The organism is Streptomyces humicola (assembly GCF_024436035.1).
GTDB classification, from domain to species: Bacteria; Actinomycetota; Actinomycetes; order Streptomycetales; family Streptomycetaceae; genus Streptantibioticus_B; species Streptantibioticus_B humicola.
Window position 1 is genome coordinate 105,842 of record NZ_JANFNG010000004.1, and the last position, 17,257, is coordinate 123,098.

At 70.8% G+C, this 17,257-nt stretch carries 14 protein-coding genes; 6 read left to right on the forward strand and 8 right to left on the reverse strand.

Translation table 11 applies throughout. The features are described 5' to 3' along the window. Window positions 1–15: 15 nt before the first annotated feature. Both glp and galU read right to left on the reverse strand, forming a co-directional pair. On the reverse strand, window positions 16–1,317 hold the full coding sequence (gene glp, locus NGB36_RS08225; RefSeq protein WP_255919486.1) for a molybdotransferase-like divisome protein Glp: 1,302 nt from the start codon (window positions 1,315–1,317) through the stop codon (window positions 16–18). Continuing rightward, a complete protein-coding gene (galU, locus tag NGB36_RS08230) occupies window positions 1,314–2,240 on the reverse strand; it encodes a UTP--glucose-1-phosphate uridylyltransferase GalU (RefSeq protein ID WP_255919487.1) in 927 nt (308 codons plus the stop codon). Before galU ends, glp begins: the two co-directional genes overlap by 4 nt. A 140-nt stretch (window positions 2,241–2,380) precedes the next feature. Here galU and NGB36_RS08235 point away from each other — a divergent pair, with 140 nt between their 5' ends. Beyond that, the gene (locus tag NGB36_RS08235; RefSeq protein WP_255919488.1) at window positions 2,381–2,974 is read left to right on the forward strand and encodes a 5-formyltetrahydrofolate cyclo-ligase; all 594 of its coding nucleotides are present in this window, start codon (window positions 2,381–2,383) and stop codon (window positions 2,972–2,974) included. A gap of 14 nt (window positions 2,975–2,988) precedes the next feature. Here NGB36_RS08235 and NGB36_RS08240 read toward each other — a convergent pair whose 3' ends face one another. After that, a complete protein-coding gene (locus tag NGB36_RS08240; protein WP_255919489.1) occupies window positions 2,989–5,709 on the reverse strand; it encodes a penicillin acylase family protein in 2,721 nt (906 codons plus the stop codon). Window positions 5,710–5,963: 254 nt separating this feature from the next. On the opposite strand from NGB36_RS08240, the gene NGB36_RS08245 reads away from it, so the two are divergent. The 5 genes from NGB36_RS08245 (at window position 5,964) to mscL (ending at window position 11,375) form a co-directional block, all read left to right on the forward strand. Further along, a complete protein-coding gene (locus NGB36_RS08245; RefSeq protein ID WP_255919643.1) occupies window positions 5,964–7,466 on the forward strand; it encodes a potassium/proton antiporter in 1,503 nt (500 codons plus the stop codon). Window positions 7,467–7,796: 330 nt separating this feature from the next. After that, window positions 7,797–9,089, forward strand: a complete 1,293-nt coding sequence (locus NGB36_RS08250; protein ID WP_255919490.1) for an MFS transporter — start codon at window positions 7,797–7,799, stop codon at window positions 9,087–9,089. A gap of 66 nt (window positions 9,090–9,155) precedes the next feature. Further along, the gene (locus tag NGB36_RS08255; protein ID WP_255919491.1) at window positions 9,156–9,509 is read left to right on the forward strand and encodes an FmdB family zinc ribbon protein; all 354 of its coding nucleotides are present in this window, start codon (window positions 9,156–9,158) and stop codon (window positions 9,507–9,509) included. Window positions 9,510–9,541: 32 nt separating this feature from the next. After that, the gene (locus NGB36_RS08260; protein ID WP_255919492.1) at window positions 9,542–10,390 is read left to right on the forward strand and encodes an S-methyl-5'-thioadenosine phosphorylase; all 849 of its coding nucleotides are present in this window, start codon (window positions 9,542–9,544) and stop codon (window positions 10,388–10,390) included. Between the two features lie 460 nt (window positions 10,391–10,850). Further along, window positions 10,851–11,375, forward strand: coding sequence for a large conductance mechanosensitive channel protein MscL (gene mscL, locus NGB36_RS08265; RefSeq protein WP_308288816.1), 525 nt, complete (start codon window positions 10,851–10,853; stop codon window positions 11,373–11,375). Window positions 11,376–11,685: 310 nt separating this feature from the next. Here the strand turns inward: mscL and NGB36_RS08270 are convergent, their stop codons facing one another. From NGB36_RS08270 to NGB36_RS08295, 5 genes are all read right to left on the reverse strand, one after another. After that, on the reverse strand, window positions 11,686–11,889 hold the full coding sequence (locus NGB36_RS08270) for a hypothetical protein (RefSeq protein ID WP_255919493.1): 204 nt from the start codon (window positions 11,887–11,889) through the stop codon (window positions 11,686–11,688). A gap of 91 nt (window positions 11,890–11,980) precedes the next feature. Continuing rightward, entirely contained in the window at window positions 11,981–14,038 is a 2,058-nt protein-coding gene (locus NGB36_RS08275; protein WP_255919494.1) for a PTS fructose transporter subunit IIABC, read from the reverse strand. Further along, the gene (gene pfkB / locus NGB36_RS08280; RefSeq protein ID WP_255919495.1) at window positions 14,038–15,018 is read right to left on the reverse strand and encodes a 1-phosphofructokinase; all 981 of its coding nucleotides are present in this window, start codon (window positions 15,016–15,018) and stop codon (window positions 14,038–14,040) included. The genes NGB36_RS08275 and pfkB overlap by 1 nt, the downstream gene beginning before the upstream one ends. Then, window positions 15,015–15,776 carry a DeoR/GlpR family DNA-binding transcription regulator gene (locus tag NGB36_RS08285; RefSeq protein ID WP_269469937.1) on the reverse strand — a complete coding sequence of 254 codons (762 nt, stop codon included), beginning with the start codon at window positions 15,774–15,776 and terminating at the stop codon, window positions 15,015–15,017. Before NGB36_RS08285 ends, pfkB begins: the two co-directional genes overlap by 4 nt. Window positions 15,777–15,942: 166 nt before the next feature. Then, window positions 15,943–16,923, reverse strand: coding sequence for a sigma-70 family RNA polymerase sigma factor (locus tag NGB36_RS08295; protein ID WP_255919496.1), 981 nt, complete (start codon window positions 16,921–16,923; stop codon window positions 15,943–15,945). Window positions 16,924–17,257 lie beyond the last annotated feature (334 nt).

Below are 17,257 nucleotides of genomic sequence, written 5' to 3' on the forward strand. Positions count from 1 at the left end.
GGCAGGCACGGACACCTAGGTGAGCAGGATGACCTCGACGTCCGTGCCGGGTGTGACGTCCGTGACGTCCTCGGGGACGACGATCAGGGCGTCGGCGTGCGCGAGCGCCTTCACCAGGTGGGAGCCGGAGCCGCCGACAGGGGCGACAGTGCCGCCCTCGGGGTCGTAGCGGCCGCGCAGGAACTGGCGCCGCCCCTTGGGCGAATGGGTGATCTCGCCGGTGCACCGAGCCCTTACGGTCTCGCGCCGCGCCGGTTCGATGCCCATCAGGGCGCGGATCGCGGGCCGTACGAAGAGCTCGAAGGAGACGTAGGAGCTGACCGGGTTGCCGGGCAGGCCGAACAGCGGTGTGCGCCCGGGCCCGATGAGGCCGAACCCCTGGGGTTTGCCCGGCTGCATCGCGAGCTTGCGGAACTGCATGCCGTCCTCGCCGCCGAGCGCCTCCTTGACGACATCGTACGCGCCGACGCTGACGCCGCCGCTGGTGACGACGATGTCCGCGCCGCTGAGCTGCTGGGCGACGACGGCGCGCAGGGAGGCCACCTCGTCGGCGACCGCGTCGACGCGGCGGGCGTCGGCACCGGCGTCGCGGGCGGCGGCGACGAGCGCATAGCTGTTGGAGTCGTGGATGCGGCCGGGGGTGAGCTGCTCACCGGGCGGGACGAGTTCGCTGCCGGTGGAGATCACGACGACGCGGGGGCGCGGGCGCACCCGGACCCGGGCGCGTCCGACGGCGGCGAGCAGGCCGATCTGCGGGGGGCCGAGCAGCGTTCCAGCGGCGAGCGCGAGCTCTCCTTCGGTGACGTCGCTGCCGCGGGCGCGCACGTGGCCGCCGGGCTCGACAGGACGGTGGACGCGGACCTCACCGGTGGCGCCGGAGGGGTCGGCGCTATGGGCGCGCATCGCGATGGCGGGGCCCGCGCCGCTGCCGGCGTCGGTCCATTCGACGGGGACGACGGCGTCGGCGCCGGGCGGGAGCGGGGCGCCGGTCATGATGCGGGCGGCTTCGCCGGGGCGGACGGTGGGCAGCTCGCCGAGGCCGGCGTGGACGTCGCCGATCACCGTCAGGACGCGCGGCGCGTCCCCGGTGGCGCCTGCGACGTCGGCGGTGCGGACGGCGTAGCCGTCCATGGAGCTGTTGTCGAACGGCGGCAGGGCGACGGGGACGGTGACGTCCTCGGCGAGCACGCACCCATGGGCGTCGAGGATGGGCAGGTCCGCCGGGTCGAGCGGGGTGAGGTTGCGCAGGATGTCGTCGAGGTGCTCGTCGACCGTCCAGATGCGGTCGCGCTCGGCATGATCGGGGGTGGTGCTCACTCTTGCATGTCCTCCGTGACGTAACGGCGAAGCCAGGACCGGAAGTCGGGTCCCAGGTCCTCACGTTCGCATGCCAGTCGTACGATCGCACGAAGATAATCACCGCGGTCGCCGGTGTCGTAACGGCGTCCGTGGAAGAGGACCCCGTGCACCGGGCCGCCGTGGGCGCCCTGCTGGGCGAGGTCGCGGAGGGCGTCGGTGAGCTGGATCTCGCCGCCGCGGCCGGGCGGGGTCTGCTTGAGCACGTCGAAGATCCCGGCGTCGAGCACGTAGCGGCCGATCACGGCGTAGGAGGAGGGCGCGTCCGCGGCGGCCGGCTTCTCGACGAGGTCGGTGACGCGCACGACGTCGTCGCCGCCGTCCGCCATCGGGCTCGCTATGGGCTGGACGGCGGCGCAGCCGTAGAGGTGGATGTGGTCCGGGTCGACCTCCATGAGGGCGATCACGCTGCCGCCGAAACGTTCCTGGACCTCGATCATGCGGGTCAGCAGCGGATCGCGCGGGTCGATCAGATCGTCGCCGAGGAGGACCGCGAACGGTTCCTCCCCGACGTGCGGCTGCGCGCAGAGCACGGCGTGGCCGAGGCCGCGAGGATCCCGCTGGCGGACGTAGTGCATGGTGGCGAGGTCGCTGGACTCCTGCACGCGGGCAAGCCGGGATTCGTCGCCCCGGCGGGTGAGAGCCTCTTCGAGCTCGTAGTTGCGGTCGAAGTGATCCTCCAGCGGGCGCTTGTTGCGTCCGGTGACCATGAGCACGTCGGTGAGGCCTGCCGCGACGGCCTCCTCGACCACATACTGGATCGCCGGCTTGTCGACGACCGGCAGCATCTCCTTGGGCGTGGCCTTGGTGGCGGGCAGGAACCGGGTTCCCAGGCCCGCGGCGGGGATGACGGCCTTGCTGATCCGACGGCGTACATGAGTCATGCTCGGCACGATAGCCGCTGTGCGTGTGCGGAAGGTGAAATCATCCCGTACAGCCGTATATCAGTATGTACGACTTATGAGGTGCTGGGAGGTGCCGGGAGGTGCCGGGAGGTGCCGACGGGGCGGGAAGGGCAGACAGCGTGGACGACCAGGACACCAAGGGCACGTTGCGAGCGGAACTCCTGCGGGTGAGGCGCGGGTTGCCGGCAGATGAGCGCTCGGCGGCGGCGCGGGCGCTGGCCCGGCACGCGCTCGAGCTGCCGGAGCTGGCCTCGGCCTCGGCGGTCGCCGCCTATGTGTCGGTCGGCGCGGAGCCCGGGACCCGGGATCTGCTCGACGTGCTGCACACACGCGGCACACGCGTCCTGCTGCCCGTCCTCCTGCCCGACAACGATCTGGACTGGGCGGTCTACGAAGGGCCGGACTCGCTCGCGCCCGCCGGGCGCGGTCTGCTGGAGCCGGACGGTCCGCGCCTCGGCCCCGAGGCGGTGGTGGCGGCGGACGTCGTCCTGCTCCCCGGCCTCGCGGTGGACGCGCGCGGGATGCGGCTGGGACGCGGCGGCGGCTCGTACGACCGTGTACTCGAACGCCTCGCGAAGGCCGGGGCGCGGCCGGCGCTCGTGGTGCTGCTCTACGCGAACGAGGTGGTCGCGCGGGTCCCGGTGGAGCCCCACGACCACCCCGTGCGTGCGGTGATCACCCCGGCGGGCGTGCGGCGGTTCGCCGCCCCGTGACGTCCCGGTGACGATCACGGCGTGAGCGTCAGCTTGTCCTTCGTCGCCCCGCTCACATCACCCCGGCTGTAGGCCCACGGCAGCATCTGCCCGGCGGCCCACATGCTGGTCTGGTCCGAGTAGTGCGCGCTGTACGCGTGGCCGGACGCACCGGTGAGGTTGATCCACCGCGACTTGTCGAAGTCGGCGAGGTTGACCACCATCCGGAACGAAGGCACCCAGACGGTGTCGTATCCGGCGGCCGCGCTCCAGCCGGTGGCGTCGACCGCCGCCGCGCCGCCGCTCATCTGGTACGGCCCGCGGTTGAGCAGCACCTTGGTGAGCGACGAGCCGGTGTCACCGAGGGCGGAGTTGCGCAGCTCCAGCTCGTGCAGCCGGCCCCAGGTCCAGGTGCTGATGTCCTTGCCGAGCTTGGCGGTGAGCTCGAAGCGGGCGTCGGTGAGCGCCTTGAGCAGCAGCTGGTCGCGGTCGGTGGGCTTGGAGGTGGGCAGCGTCGAGGTGTTCCACCAGGGGCTGTTGGCGTCGGGGAGGAGGTTGCGCACCACCTCGAACCAGCGGTCGCTGCCGTCGGGCTGGGCGTCGGTCGGGTTGGCCTCGCCGCACTCGGTGACGAGGTTCGACCCGCCGTTGAGGTTGTCGACCGGGCCGGTGGAATCCACCGGCTGGACGCGCAGGCACTGGCCGCGCGGCCGCAGCTCCTTGGGCAGCTTGTTGCCGAACGCGAGCTGCAGCAGGTTGCGCCAGACCGCGTTGAAGTACGCGGCGGACGCCGAGTCGTCGCTCTGTGTGAAGTCCCAGCCCTCCAGCAGCTGCTGAGCCTGGCGGACGTAGGGATCCGTGACGTTGATCTTGAGCAGATAGGGCACGAGCAGCTCGGCGATCTCACTGCTGTTGTCCATCTGCATGGACTGCATGTCGTCCATGGAGATCTTGCCGCCGCCTGCGATCTTCGATTGGATGAGGTCGGTGATGCGCTGGCTGCGCGCGCCGTATCCCCAGTCGGAGCTCAGCTGGTACGGGTAGTTCTTGTCGGTGACGGCCTGGTTGGCGGTGACGATGTAGCCCTGCTTGGGGTTCTTCTCCCACGGCAGGGCGGAGAACGGGATGTCGCCGGTCCAGCGGTACGCCGCGTCCCACCCGGGAGCGGGATACATCCCGTCGCCCTTGCGGACGGGGATCTGGCCGAGCGCCTGGTAGCCGATGTTGCCGCTGGTGTCGGCGTACACGAGGTTCTGCGCGGGGGCGGCGAAGTCGCGTGCGGCGTCTTGAAGTTGGGTGACGTCGGTGGCCCGGTCGATCCCGAGCACGGCGTCCATCGTCCTGCCGGGGGTGAGCGCGGTCCAGCGAAGGGCGACCGCGTAGCCGTTCCTCCGGTCAGGCGCCGGATCGCTCACCGGCGCCTCCTGGCCGACCTTGGTGTACTGGTCGCTGACGTCGGAGACGAGCGGGCCGTTGTTCGTCGTCCGTACGGTGATCGTGCGGGACCGGCCGCCCGCGACGTCGATGGTCTCCTGGCGGGTGGTGAGCGGAAGTTGCTTGCCGTCGTAGAGGTAGGTGCCGTCGGTGACCTTCTCCAGATACAGGTCGCTGGTGTCCGCGCCCATCTCGGTCATTCCCCAGGAGACGGACTGGTTGTGGCCGATGAGGACACCGGGCATGCCGGGGGCGGTGAAGCCGGTGACGTCGTACGGGCAGGAGGCGCTCACCGTGCGGCAGTGCAGCCCCATCTGATACCAGACGGAGGGCATCTGCGGGCCCAGGTGGGGATCGTTGGCCAGCAGCGGCTTCCCCGTGGTGGTGTACGAGCCCGAGACCACCCATGCGTTGGAGCCGACTCCGCTGCCGGCCGGACCGAGCGGGCCGGGCATGCCGCTGATGGTCTTGGCTACGGCGGCCAGCTGACTGCTCGCGTAGTTCAGGGCGGTCGACGGCTGCGTCGCGGTGGCCGAGGCGGAGGCGGACCCGGAGGGCGGGGTGTAGGTCTGTCCGTCCGCCGAGACCGTGCCGCCGGAGACGACCGGCTGGCTGCTTGAGTACGGGTAGGGCGGATAGAGCTGCGCGATCTGGTCCGGCGTGAGCCTGGCGGTCATCAGGGCGCGGTCCAGCTCGTCCTGCATGTTGCTGCGCTCGGTCCAGGCGAACGACTTCAGCCAGGAGAGCGAGTCCACCGGTGTCCACGGCTGGGGGGTGTAGTCGTTGTCCAGGCCGAGCGAGGTGTACTCGACGGAGAGCGCGGCCCCGTGGTGGGTCTGCAGATAGGCGTTCACACCGTCGGAGTACGCCTGCAGGACCGCCTTGGTCGACTCCGACAGCTTGCTGTCCCACTCCTGCTGGGCGACGCGGCGCAGCCCGAGGGTGCGCAGGAACGCGTCGTTCTCCACCTGCCCCGACCCGAACATCTCGGAGAGCGTGCCGGCCGTGAAGTGGCGGCTGATGTCCATCTGGTAGAAGCGGTCCTGCGCCTGGACATAGCCCTGGGCGCGGAAGAGGTCCGCCGTGTTGTCGGCGTAGATCTGCGGGATGCCCTGGTTGTCGCGGTCGACCTCGGCCTGGCCGCCGAGGCCGGGCAGCTTCAGCGTGCCGGTGGTCTGCGGGAAGGAACCGCGGACCGTACTTACGCCCCAGTACGACCCGTAGCCGATGCTCGCCACGAGCAGGAACACGACCGTGATCACGACGAGGCGCGTACGACGGCCCTTCTTCTTCGCCGGCGTGGCGGGGGTACTGGCGGGCATCGCTGTCCTTCGCGGGGCAGGGTGGACCGGAGTGCTGGCAGCAACCTTATGGGGCTTCCCCTTGCGCTCCGCACCCGGTCCCCCGGAATGCCAAGTACCGGTAAAATGTTAGGCAAGGCAACCAACTCGCGGTGACCCGACGACGGAGTCGGCCGAAGCAACTGCACCGCCTGGTCACGCTGTTCGCGCCGTACGTCAGTTCAGATCAGTTCACATGTGGGCCGTCCACCGGCCCAGCTACGGAAGGTCCGGCCCTGTCTGTCGCACACCTGAACGAAGTCCTGCTCGTCTCGGCCCTCGTGCTGCTCGTCGCCGTGGCGGCAGTACGCATGTCGTCACGCAGCGGGCTTCCCAGCCTGCTGCTCTATCTGGGCATAGGCGTCGCGATCGGACAGGACGGCATAGGCGTCCACTTCAACGACGCGCAGTTGACGCAGGTGTTGGGGTACGCGGCGCTGGTGGTGATCCTCGCCGAGGGCGGCATCGGCACCAAGTGGAACCAGGTCAAGCCGGCCGTGCCGGCGGCGGCCGTGCTGGCGACCGCGGGGGTCGCCCTCAGCGTCGGCATCACCGCCGCCGCGGCACACTATCTCGTCGGCCTGGAGTGGCGGCAGGCTCTGATCATCGGCGCCGTCGTCTCCTCGACCGACGCCGCAGCCGTCTTCTCCGTACTGCGGAAGGTTCCGCTGCCCGCCCGGCTCACGGGGGTGCTGGAGGCGGAGTCGGGTTTCAACGACGCGCCCGTCGTCATCCTCGTCGTCGCCTTCAGCGCCGCCGGGCCCGTGGAGCACTGGTACGTCCTGATCGGGAAGATCATCCTGGAGCTGGCGATCGGCGCGGCGGTCGGGATCGCGGTCGGCAAACTCGGTGCCCTCGCGCTCAAGCAGGTGGCGCTGCCCGCCTCGGGCCTGTACCCGATAGCGGTGATGGCGCTCGCCGTGCTGGCGTACGCCGGCGGGGCGATCGCCCACGGCAGCGGCTTCCTCGCCGTCTACCTCGCGGCGGTGGTCCTGGGGAACGCGGCGCTGCCGCACCGGCCGGCCACCCGAGGCTTCGCGGAAGGGCTGGCATGGCTGGCGCAGATCGGCATGTTCGTCCTGCTCGGGCTGCTGGTGAACCCGCGTGAGCTGGGGGACGACCTCATACCCGCGCTGATCATCGGGGCGGCGCTGACGGTGGTGGCCAGGCCAATGTCGGTGGTGGCGACGATGACGCCGTTCCGCACGCCATGGCGGGAGCAGGTCCTGCTGTCCTGGGCGGGGCTGCGCGGTGCGGTGCCCATCGTGCTGGCGACGATTCCGATGGTCGCCCAAGTCACCGAGAGCCGCCGGGTGTTCAACATCGTCTTCGTGCTGGTGATCGTCTTCACCCTGCTCCAGGGGCCCACACTGCCGTGGCTGGCCAGGCGGCTCTCCCTCGGCGACCCGGAGGGCGCGGCAGACCTGGGGATCGAATCGGCGCCGCTGGAAAGGCTGAGCGGGCATCTGCTGTCGGTGTCGATACCTCCGCGGTCGCGGATGCACGGCGTCGAGATCGGCGAGCTGCGGCTGCCGAAGGGCGCTGCGGTCACCCTGGTCGTACGGGAAGGGAAGAGCTTCGTGCCCGGTCCGGCAACGGTGCTGATGCGCGGCGACGAGTTGCTGGTGGTGGCGACGGATCCGGTGCGGGATGCGACCGAGCGGCGGCTGCGGGCGGTGGGCAGCGGCGGCAAGCTCGCCGGCTGGCTGGGCGAGCACGACGACCATACGCACCGATAACACCCGAAAACACCCGAATGGCAAGGCAGCCGACCGGGCCCGGTCCGTCCGGCCCTTACCTGTGTACCGGTCCGTACCTGTGTACTGGCCGTGTACTGGTTCGTACCTGTGTAAAAGCTGGAAGCACGTACCGGTAACATATGGGGCGTTGTACACCCCCAACTCTGCCTGATGCAGAGCTGGCGCGACCGCACGGCGGCCGCGGTCCCCCTGCCACCCCTTGGTGCGGACCTCGGTATCTACCGCGGTTCGGCGCGAGAGGACAGCTCTCGGCGCGTCACACCGGGCACGGGTCGATGGCGCGCTACCAGGCGGCAGAAAGGCCCGGCCGTGGGATCCACGGTCACGAGCACCACCACGCACACGCAATCCGTCGGCTACCGGCAGCTGCTGCGCACGCCCGGCGCATGGACGTTCCTGCTTCCCGGTTTCGCGGCGCGCCAGCCGTTCGCCATGCTCACGATCGGCATCGTGCTGCTCGTCGAGCACACCACGGGCTCGTACGGCACCGCGGGCGCCGTCGCCGCCGTCACCGGGGTCTCGGTGGCGCTGTTCGGCCCGCAGAGCGGCAAGCTGGCGGACCGTTTCGGACAGGGCGCCGTCCTGGTACCCGGCGTCCTGGTGCACGCCGCTTCCGGCGCACTGCTGACCGCCCTCGCGCTGGCTCACGCCCCGCTGTGGGCGCTCTTCGCCGCCGCGGTGCCCGTCGGCGCGTCGCTGCCGCAGGTCGGCCCGATGGTGCGGGCCCGCTGGGCGGCCCGCCTCGAGAAGTCGCCGCTGATGGCGACCGCCGCGGCGTTCGAATCCGTGACGGACGAGCTCACCTTCGTCATCGGCCCGGTGCTCGCCACCGCGCTGTGCACCTCCGTCCACCCGTCCGCCGGGCTGCTCGCCGAGTCCGCGCTGACGCTGCTGGGCGGCCTGTTCTTCGCGGCGCAGCGCAGCACCGCGCCGGTGCCGAGCCGCCACGCGGCGGCCGCACACCGCGAGCCGCACGCCTCGGCCCTGACCGTCCCGGGCGTGCGCGTGCTGGCGGCTGCCTTCCTCGGCATCGGCTCGGTCTTCGGCGGCATGCAGGTCTCGCTGACCGCCTTCACCAACGCGATCGGCCAGCCCGGCATCAACGGGGCGCTGTACGGGGTGTTCGCGGCCGGAAACATGCTCGCGGGCGTGGTCTGCGGCGCGATCGCCTGGCGAGCGGCGCCACGGCGGCGGCTGCTCGTGGCGTATCCGCTGCTCACGATGGCCTGCTCCACGCTGTGGGCGGTGCACGACGTGCCGCTGCTCGGCGCGCTCGGGCTGGTGGTGGGGCTGTGCATCGCACCCTGCCTGATCACTGGCTACACGCTGGTCGAAACGCTCGTCCCGGCCTCGGCGCGCACCGAGGCGTTCACATGGATGACCGGCGCGGTGGCGCTGGGCCAGGCGGGCGCGGCGACGGTGTCGGGGCAGCTGGCCGACGCCGTCGGCCCGAGCGCCGGCTTCCTGGTGCCGCTGGCGGGGACGTCCCTGGCACTGGTGGCCATGGTGGCGCTGCGCGGGTATCTGGCGCCACGGCGGGCGAGCGTGGTCGCGGTACGTGGTGATGCCCACCCTGACCGGATGCTGGTCTCAGTGGACTGAAGCGGCGGAATGCTGCACTATTGAGCGTCGTTAGCACTCATTGAGTGAGAGTGCCAGGAGGAGCAAGTGCCGACCTACCAGTACCAGTGCACCGAGTGCGGCGAGGGCCTCGAAGCGGTGCAGAAGTTCACCGACGAGGCGCTCACCGTGTGCCCGAGCTGCAACGGCCGCCTGCGCAAGGTCTTCTCTGCGGTCGGCGTCGTCTTCAAGGGCTCCGGCTTCTACCGGACCGACAGCCGCAACGGGTCGTCGGGCAGCAGCACGGCGGCGAAGAGCAGCAGCAACGGCGGCGATAGCGGCGGCAGCGGTTCGGAGAGCAAGGCGTCGGGCAACGGATCGAGCTCCACCTCGACCGCCGGATCCGGTGCGGGCTCCTCCTCGACCAGCGGCTCCTCCACCGCCAGCACGCCCGCTGCCTGAACCGGCGCGGCGTACGTCGGTAGGGTGGCCGCATGGTTCACAGCGGCGGCCACCAGGCCGACATAGGGGTCATCGGCGGGTCCGGTTTGTATTCGTTTCTCGACGACGTGACGGAAATCACAGTCGAGACGCCCTACGGACCGCCGAGCGACTCTCTGTTCATCGGCGAGGTGGCCGGGCGTCGCGTCGCCTTCCTCCCGCGGCACGGCCGCAAACACCACCTGCCGCCGCATCGCATCAACTACCGCGCCAATCTGTGGGCGCTGCGCTCCGTCGGCGTCCGGCAGGTCCTCGGCCCCTGCGCGGTGGGCGGGCTGCGGCCCGAGTACGGGCCTGGCACGCTGCTCATCCCCGATCAGATCGTCGACCGTACGAAGGCGCGTGAGCAGACGTACTACGACGGCGAGGCGCGGGCGGACGGCCAGGTGCCGAACGTCGTGCACGTCGCGTTCGCCGACCCGTACTGCTCGGTCGGTCGGCGCGTGGCCGTGGAGACGGCACGGGCGAGCGGTTGGGAGCCGGTGGACCACGGGACGCTCGTGGTCATCGAAGGTCCGCGTTTCTCGACCCGCGCGGAGTCCCGCTGGCACGAGGCGCAGGGCTGGTCGGTCGTCGGTATGACGGGGCATCCGGAGGCGGTGCTCGCCCGTGAGCTGGAGCTCTGCTACACGTCGCTGACCCTGGTCACCGATCTCGACGCGGGCGTGGTCGCAGGTGAGGGCGTCTCGCACGAGGAGGTACTGACGGTCTTCGCGGCCAACGTCGACCGGCTGCGGACGGTGCTCTTCGACGTCGTCGGGCGGCTGCCCGAGACGGACGAGCGCGACTGCCTGTGCACGCGTGCGCTCGGCGGTCTGGACACCGGGCTCGACCTGGGGTGAGGCGCCTGCGGCGGGCGCGGGGTCACCCGCTGGGGTGACGTGGTTTTCCACAACGCGTGCGTTGTCCACAGGCTCACGCGCGGTGGCGCGGGACGCGGGATGGTGGAGCGGTCAGTCCCCGGACCGAACCCGGAGTGGAGATCGTCATGTCCCAGCAGGCCAGCCCCGCGCAGCCGGCACCGCTCGCACCGCCCGCCGCCGGCTGCGGAGTCCCGCTCTTCCCGCCGATCCGGGCAGACGGCACAGGCGGCCGTCTCCGTCGGATGCTGCGGCGCAGGCGACGATGGTTGACGGCCGGCTTGGCGGGTACGGCCGCTGCGCTGGCCACAGCCGTTCCGCATCTCGTATCCATGCGCACCTGACCGTTCTGCGGCACGCACGCCACGCCCAGCGATCGACTGGAAGCCCTGCCCCGCTGTGCCGTAGGTTGCGAAGCCGTGCGGAACGAGAGGAACCACCGGTGAGCGATGCGGTAAGTGAGAAGAAGCCGGAGAACGGGAGCCTGTTGAGCGGCTTCAGGCAGTTCCTGATGCGTGGCAACGTCGTCGACCTGGCCGTTGCGGTCGTCGTCGGTGCGGCGTTCACCAGCATCGTGAACTCCGTGGTCAACGGCGTGATCAGTCCGGTGGTCGGTGCGTTCGGCACCCAGAACCTGGTCAACTACACGTCCTGCCTCAAGGGCCCCTGCACGATCTCCGGCGGCAAGGTCACCCACGGCGTGTACATCTTGTGGGGGTCGGTGCTGAGCTCCGCGCTCAACTTCCTGATCACCGCGGCCGTCGTCTACTTCCTCATGGTCGCGCCGATGGCCCGCTTCCTGGCGCGGCGCGCCGCAAAGCAGAATCAGGAGGCCGGGCAGCAGGCCGCGGCCGAGGCGGAGGCCGAGGAGATCGCGCTGCTCCGCGAGATCCGCGACGCACTGGTCCACCAGCGCGGCCCCGGCACCACCCTGGTCGACCAGCGCGGCCCCAGCGACGGGCACTGAGCCCTGCCCGGATCTGCCCGTTGACGAGCCACGGCGGGCCTGCTGTCGGGAGGCCCGCCCTCTGCTCGTTCAGGGCCGGTGTCAGAGCTGGTGCCCGCCTTGCGGCGCACCACGACGTAGCCGGCGCCGCCGAGGACGGCTGCCGCTGCGGCGCTGCCTGCGGCGATCGGCACCTCTGTAGCAGGTGACTGGTCCGTCTGTGGAAGCCGGTGATGTGCGGCGAGATCCACGAAGCTACGGAGACACCAAGGAACCGGGCGGCGCCGGATGGCCATAAGCCGGATCGTTCTTTCAGCCGGGACTGTGCGGCTCAGATGTGGTGCGGAGGCTTTTCATCGAGGAAACGTGCCAGGTCAGCAACGCTGCTCTGAGCGGGCGGCCGATCGCCCCAGGCCTCGTCCGTGTCGTCGGACGACGGGCGGTCGAACGGGTCGTCGAAGATCAATCCGGCCGAAGGCTTCGGGCGCGGCTTCGGCCGTGGTTCACCGGGAACGGAGTCGGGGGCGCTGCTCATACCTCCAAGGGTAGGCAACGCCCCCGGCCGCCCGGTCACGCGTCACGCCTCACGCCTCACGCCTCGTGCGTCAGGCGTCAGGCGTCACGCCTCACGCGGCCACGGCGACCTTCGGCTCCGGGTCGGCCGCTTCCGCGGCGGATGGCTCGGGCTGCGGCGCCTTGCGCGCGCTCTTGAGCACCACGACCAGCGCGCAGGTCACCGCCGCACCTGCCACGATGGCGATCAGGTAGAGCAGCGGATTCCCGATGAGCGGGACGACGAAGATGCCGCCGTGCGGGGCGCGCAGGGTGCACTCGAAGGCCATCGACAGCGCGCCGGTGACCGCACCGCCGGCCATCGCGGACGGGATCACCCGCAGCGGATCGGCCGCAGCGAAGGGAATCGCGCCCTCGGTGATGAACGAGGCGCCGAGCACCCAGGCTGCCTTGCCGTTCTCCCGTTCCGCCTTGGTGAACAGCCTGCCGCGCACCGTCGTGGCCAAAGCCATCCCGATCGGCGGGACCATGCCGGCGGCCATCACCGCGGCCATGATCTTCAGGCTGCCCGGGGTCGGGTCGGCGACGGCGATACCGCCCGTCGCGAAGGCGTACGCAACCTTGTTGACCGGTCCGCCCAGGTCGAAGCACATCATCAAGCCGAGGATGATCCCGAGGATGATGGCGTTGGTCCCGGTGAGGCCGTTCAGCCAGTCGGTCATGCCCTTCTGCGCGGATGCGATGGGCTTGCCGATGACCACAAACATGAGGAATCCGACGATCGCCGAGGAGATCAGCGGGATCACCACCACCGGCATGATGCCGCGCAGCACGGCCGGGATACGGAACCGTTGGATCCCCATCACCACCGCGCCCGCGATGAGACCGGCGACGAGGCCGCCGAGGAAGCCCGCGTTGATGGTGAGTGCGATCGCACCGCCGACGAAACCGGGGACCAGCCCCGGCCTGTCGGCCATCCCGTAGGCGATGTATCCGGCGAGGACCGGCACCAGGAATCCGAAGGCGACGCCACCGATCTGGAAGAGCAGCGCCGCCCAGCTGCCGGTCTCGGTCCATATGAAGTGCTGCATGACCGACGGCGCCGACTTGACCTCGTAGCCGCCGAGGGCAAAGGCGATGGCGATGAGCAGACCACCCGCGGCGACGAACGGGACCATGTAACTGACGCCGGTCATCAGCCACTTGCGCAGTTTGGTGCCGAAGTGGTCGGTCGGCTCGTCGGCCGCACGGTCCATGGGGGACGACGGGGCAGCGGCCTTGTCGGCGACCTCACCGCGCTCCGCCTTGCCGCGGGCCTCGTCGATCAGCTCCTGCGGGCGGTTGATGGCCGCCTTCACACCGACGTCGACCACGGGCTTGCCCGCGAAGCGCTCCTTGTCACGCACCTCGACGTCGTGCGCGAGGATCACCGCGTCGGCAGCGGCGATGGCGGCGCGCGGAAGCTTGTCGTAGCCGGCCGAGCCCTGGGTCTCCACGACCAGTTCGACACCCTGCGCGGCGGCGGCCCGCTGCAGGGATTCGGCGGCCATGTAGGTGTGGGCGATGCCCGTCGGGCAGGAGGTGACCGCCACGACACGGAAGGCCGGCGCCGGCTCGGGTCCCGGTCCGGGTCCGGGCTCGGCCGTGGCCTCCGCCTCCGCCTCTGCCTCCGGCCCTGCCTCCGCCTCCGCCGCGGCCTGCGCGCCCTCCTCCGCCTGCGGCGCGTCGCCGCGGATGAGGGCGGCCGCGCCGGCCGCGTCCTGCGCCGCCCGCAGCGCGCCGGTGAACTCCGGGTCCATCAGATGCCGCGCGAGGGTCGACAGGATCGACAGGTGGTCGTCGTCCGCGCCCGCCGGAGCGGCGATCAGGAAGACCAGGTCGGCCGGGCCGTCGGCGGCGCCGAAGTCGATGCCCTGCGCGCTGCGCCCGAAGGCCAGAGTCGGCGCGGTGACGTGCGCGCTGCGGCAGTGGGGTATGCCTATGCCGCCGTCGAGGCCGGTGGGCATCTGCGCCTCCCGGGCGGCGACGTCGGCGAGGAAGCCGTCGAGGTCGGTGACCCGGCCCGCCTCGACCATGCGCTCGGCAAGCGACCGCGCCGCCGCTTCCTTGGTGTCGGCGGCCAGGTCTAGGTCGACCAGGTCCGCGGTGATCAAGGTGGTGAACTCGCTCATCACGCGGCTCCCTTGCTGGCGGGCGAAGCGCCGGTCCAAACCGGCTCTTTGAGGGGACGGTCGTTCGGTACATCGAGGGTCGTGATCACCGCGGCCGGGTCGAGGTCCGCGGGGGTCGGCATCACGCTGCCGGGTAGCTGGACGGTGGCCGCGCCGTGCGCCACCGCCGAGGCGAGCGCCGCCTCGCCCGTGCCGCCTGCGGTGAGGAAACCGGCGAGCGACGCGTCGCCGGCACCCACATTGCTGCGGACGGTGGCGACCTCGGCGCTGGCGTAATAGGTGCCGGTGGCGTCGACGAGCAGTTGCCCGTCGGCGCCGAGGCTGGCGAGGACCGCCCCGGCACCCATGGTGCGCAGCTCCTCGGCCGCCTTGACGGCATCGCCGACGGTGGCGAGCGGGCGTCCGACGGCCTCCGCGAGCTCCTCGGCGTTGGGCTTGACGACGTCGGGGCCCTCACGCAGTGCGGCGAGCAGCGAAGGCCCCGAGGTGTCGAGCGCTATCCGGGCGCCGGCCCGGTGCGTACGGGCGACGAGCTCGGCGTACCACTCGGGGGGCAGTCCGCGAGGGAGGCTGCCGCAGCACGCGATCCAGTCGGCGCCGACCGAGCGCGCCCGCACCGCTTCGAGCAGCGCCTCCGATTCGGCCGGGGTCAGCTCGGGGCCCGGCGCATTCACCTTGGTGAGGGTGCCGTCGGGTTCGACGAGGGACATGTTGGCGCGGGTCGGACCGGCCACCGGCACCCCCTCGACCTCGATGCCGTGCGCGGCGAGGAGCTCGGCGAGCAGCGCGCCGACCGGGCCCCCGAGCGGGAGCACGGCGACGGTGCGGTGCCCCGCGGCGGCGACCGCGCGCGAGACGTTGACGCCCTTGCCTCCGGGGTCCACACGGTCACCGGCGGCCCGTACAACCGCGCCGCGCTCCAGTGCCGGGATCTCGTAAGTGCGGTCCAGGCTGGGGTTGGGGGTGACGGTGACGATCACGCGCACACCACCTCCGTGCCGTGCGCCTCGATGGCGCGGACGCACTCGGGCGCGAGCCCCCCGTCCGTGATGAGCAGATCGACGCCGGACAGCTCACCGAAGCGGGCGAAGTGCTGCTGTCCGTACTTGGCGGAGTCCGCGAGGAGGACCACCCGGCGCGCGGCGGAGATCATGGCCCGCTTCACCGCTGCCTCAGCGAGGTCGGGGGTGGTCAGGCCGTGCTCGGGTGAGAAGCCGTTGGCGGCGAGGAAAAGGACGTCCGCGCTGATCTCGCCGTATGCACGCAGCGCCCACGCATCGACGGCGGCACGCGTGCGGTGGCGCAGCCTGCCGCCGACGAGGTGGAGGGTGAGGTCTGGGTATTCGGCGAGGCGGGCCGCGATCGGCAGGGCGTGGGTGACGACGGTGAGCCGGGTGTCGAGCGGGAGCGCTGCGGCGAGCCGGGCGGAGGTGGTGCCCGCATCGATGATCACCGAGCCCTCGGTGGGGAGCTCGGAGAGGGCGGCGCGTGCGATGCGGTCCTTCTCGGCGGCCGCCACCGTGTCGCGGGTCTCCAGGTCCGGCTCGAAGTCGAGGCGGCCGGCGGGGATGGCCCCGCCGTGGACCCTGCGGATCAGCCCGGCCCGGTCGAGCGCCTTGAGGTCGCGGCGGACGGTCTCGGCCGTGACGTCGAACTCCTCGGCGAGCGAGGGGACGTCGACACGCCCGCGGTCGCGGGCCCGTCGCAGGATCTCTTGCTGGCGCTCCGGGGCGTACATGATGTCTGAGCGAGTCCGTTCATGCCCGAGTTTGTTGTTCCGTCGCTATACTACGGTGAGAGCGGAAGAAAACAAAGAGAAACGGGCATGAAACAAGCCCCGGCGCGAGCGATGCGCCGGGGCTCTCCCTCTCGGTCTGTCGGTCTGTCGGTCCTGCAATTGCCTGCTAAGCGGCCTCGTACGCCAGACCCGTGTCACGGGCCATCTTCTTCAGGTCCGCCAGCGCGTGCTTCTCGATCTGGCGGATGCGCTCCCGGGTGAGACCATGCTGCTTGCCGACCTCGGTCAGCGTGCGCTCCCGTCCGTCCTCCATCCCGTAACGGGCGCGGATGATGGAGGCGGTGCGCCCGTCGAGGCGGCCGATCAGCTCCTCCAGTTCCTCGCGCCGCAGCATGACCAGCACCGAGTCCTCGGGCGACGCCGCCGAGGTGTCCTCGACGAGATCGCCGAACTGGGTCTCGCCCTCGTCGTCCACCGACATGTTGAGGCTCACCGGGTCACGAGCCCAGTCAAGGACGTCGGCGATGCGCTCGGGCGAGGCATCGAGCTCGGCCGCGATCTCCGCGGGCTCCGGATCGCGCCCGTGCTCACGGTTGAACTCGCGCTGCACCCGGCGGATCCGTCCGAGCTCCTCGACGAGGTGGACGGGCAGCCGGATGGTGCGCGACTGGTCGGCTATGGAACGGGTGATGGCCTGGCGGATCCACCAGGTCGCGTAGGTGGAGAACTTGAAGCCCTTGGCATAGTCGAACTTCTCCACCGCCCTGACCAGGCCGGCGTTGCCCTCCTGGATCAGGTCCAGAAGCGGCAGGCCACTGCGCGGGTAACGGCGAGCGACCGCGACGACGAGGCGCAGGTTCGAGCGGATGAAGACGTCCTTCGCGCGGGCGCCGCGCTCGACGATGGCCCGCAGCTCGGTCTCGCTCGCCCCAGCGGCCGTCTCTCCCTCTTCGAGCAGATGCTCGGCGAAGACCCCGGCCTCGATGTCCCTGGAAAGCTCGACCTCCTGCGCCGCGTCGAGGAGCGGTGTGCGCGCGATCTCGTCAAGGTACATGCCGACCAGATCGCGGTCGGTCACCTCGGCGCCGTTGCCGCGAACACTGCTGGGCCCGTCGGTCTGACGGCGGGCTACGGCACGGGTTGCCATGCGTGCTCCCTCTGCGTGGTTCGGTCGCGTCATCATGTATCGGTAATCGGTCGGTGGACTCAGCGTGCCCACTCTGGAAGAAACAACGACTGGAATCCGGACAGAATTCCCAAGTCGACCGCGGATTTTTATGATCTTGCAGTATGCTGGCGGGCCGGTTCGCTCTGCCGCCTGTCTGCCTCTCTGTGCAGCGAAGACGCAGGCTTCGCGGGAAACGGTTGCCTCGCCGGCCGGCAATCACCCGGCGATCACGCGGCGATCACCCAGCGGTGCGTCCGGCGATCACCGTGCCGCCGGCTCTCGTGCGCTCAACTCGCGTGCGTACGCCGCGTTC

Coding starts and splice junctions, on each gene's coding strand:
- galU (WP_255919487.1), bottom strand. CDS start 2,240: ATGACTCATGTACGCCGTCGGATCAGCAAGGCCGTCATCCCCGCCGCG.
- NGB36_RS08275 (WP_255919494.1), bottom strand. CDS start 14,038: ATGAGCGAGTTCACCACCTTGATCACCGCGGACCTGGTCGACCTAGAC.
- NGB36_RS08240 (WP_255919489.1), bottom strand. CDS start 5,709: ATGCCCGCCAGTACCCCCGCCACGCCGGCGAAGAAGAAGGGCCGTCGT.
- NGB36_RS08295 (WP_255919496.1), bottom strand. CDS start 16,923: ATGGCAACCCGTGCCGTAGCCCGCCGTCAGACCGACGGGCCCAGCAGT.
- NGB36_RS08260 (WP_255919492.1), top strand. CDS start 9,542: ATGGTTCACAGCGGCGGCCACCAGGCCGACATAGGGGTCATCGGCGGG.
- NGB36_RS08285 (WP_269469937.1), bottom strand. CDS start 15,776: ATGTACGCCCCGGAGCGCCAGCAAGAGATCCTGCGACGGGCCCGCGAC.
- NGB36_RS08270 (WP_255919493.1), bottom strand. CDS start 11,889: ATGAGCAGCGCCCCCGACTCCGTTCCCGGTGAACCACGGCCGAAGCCG.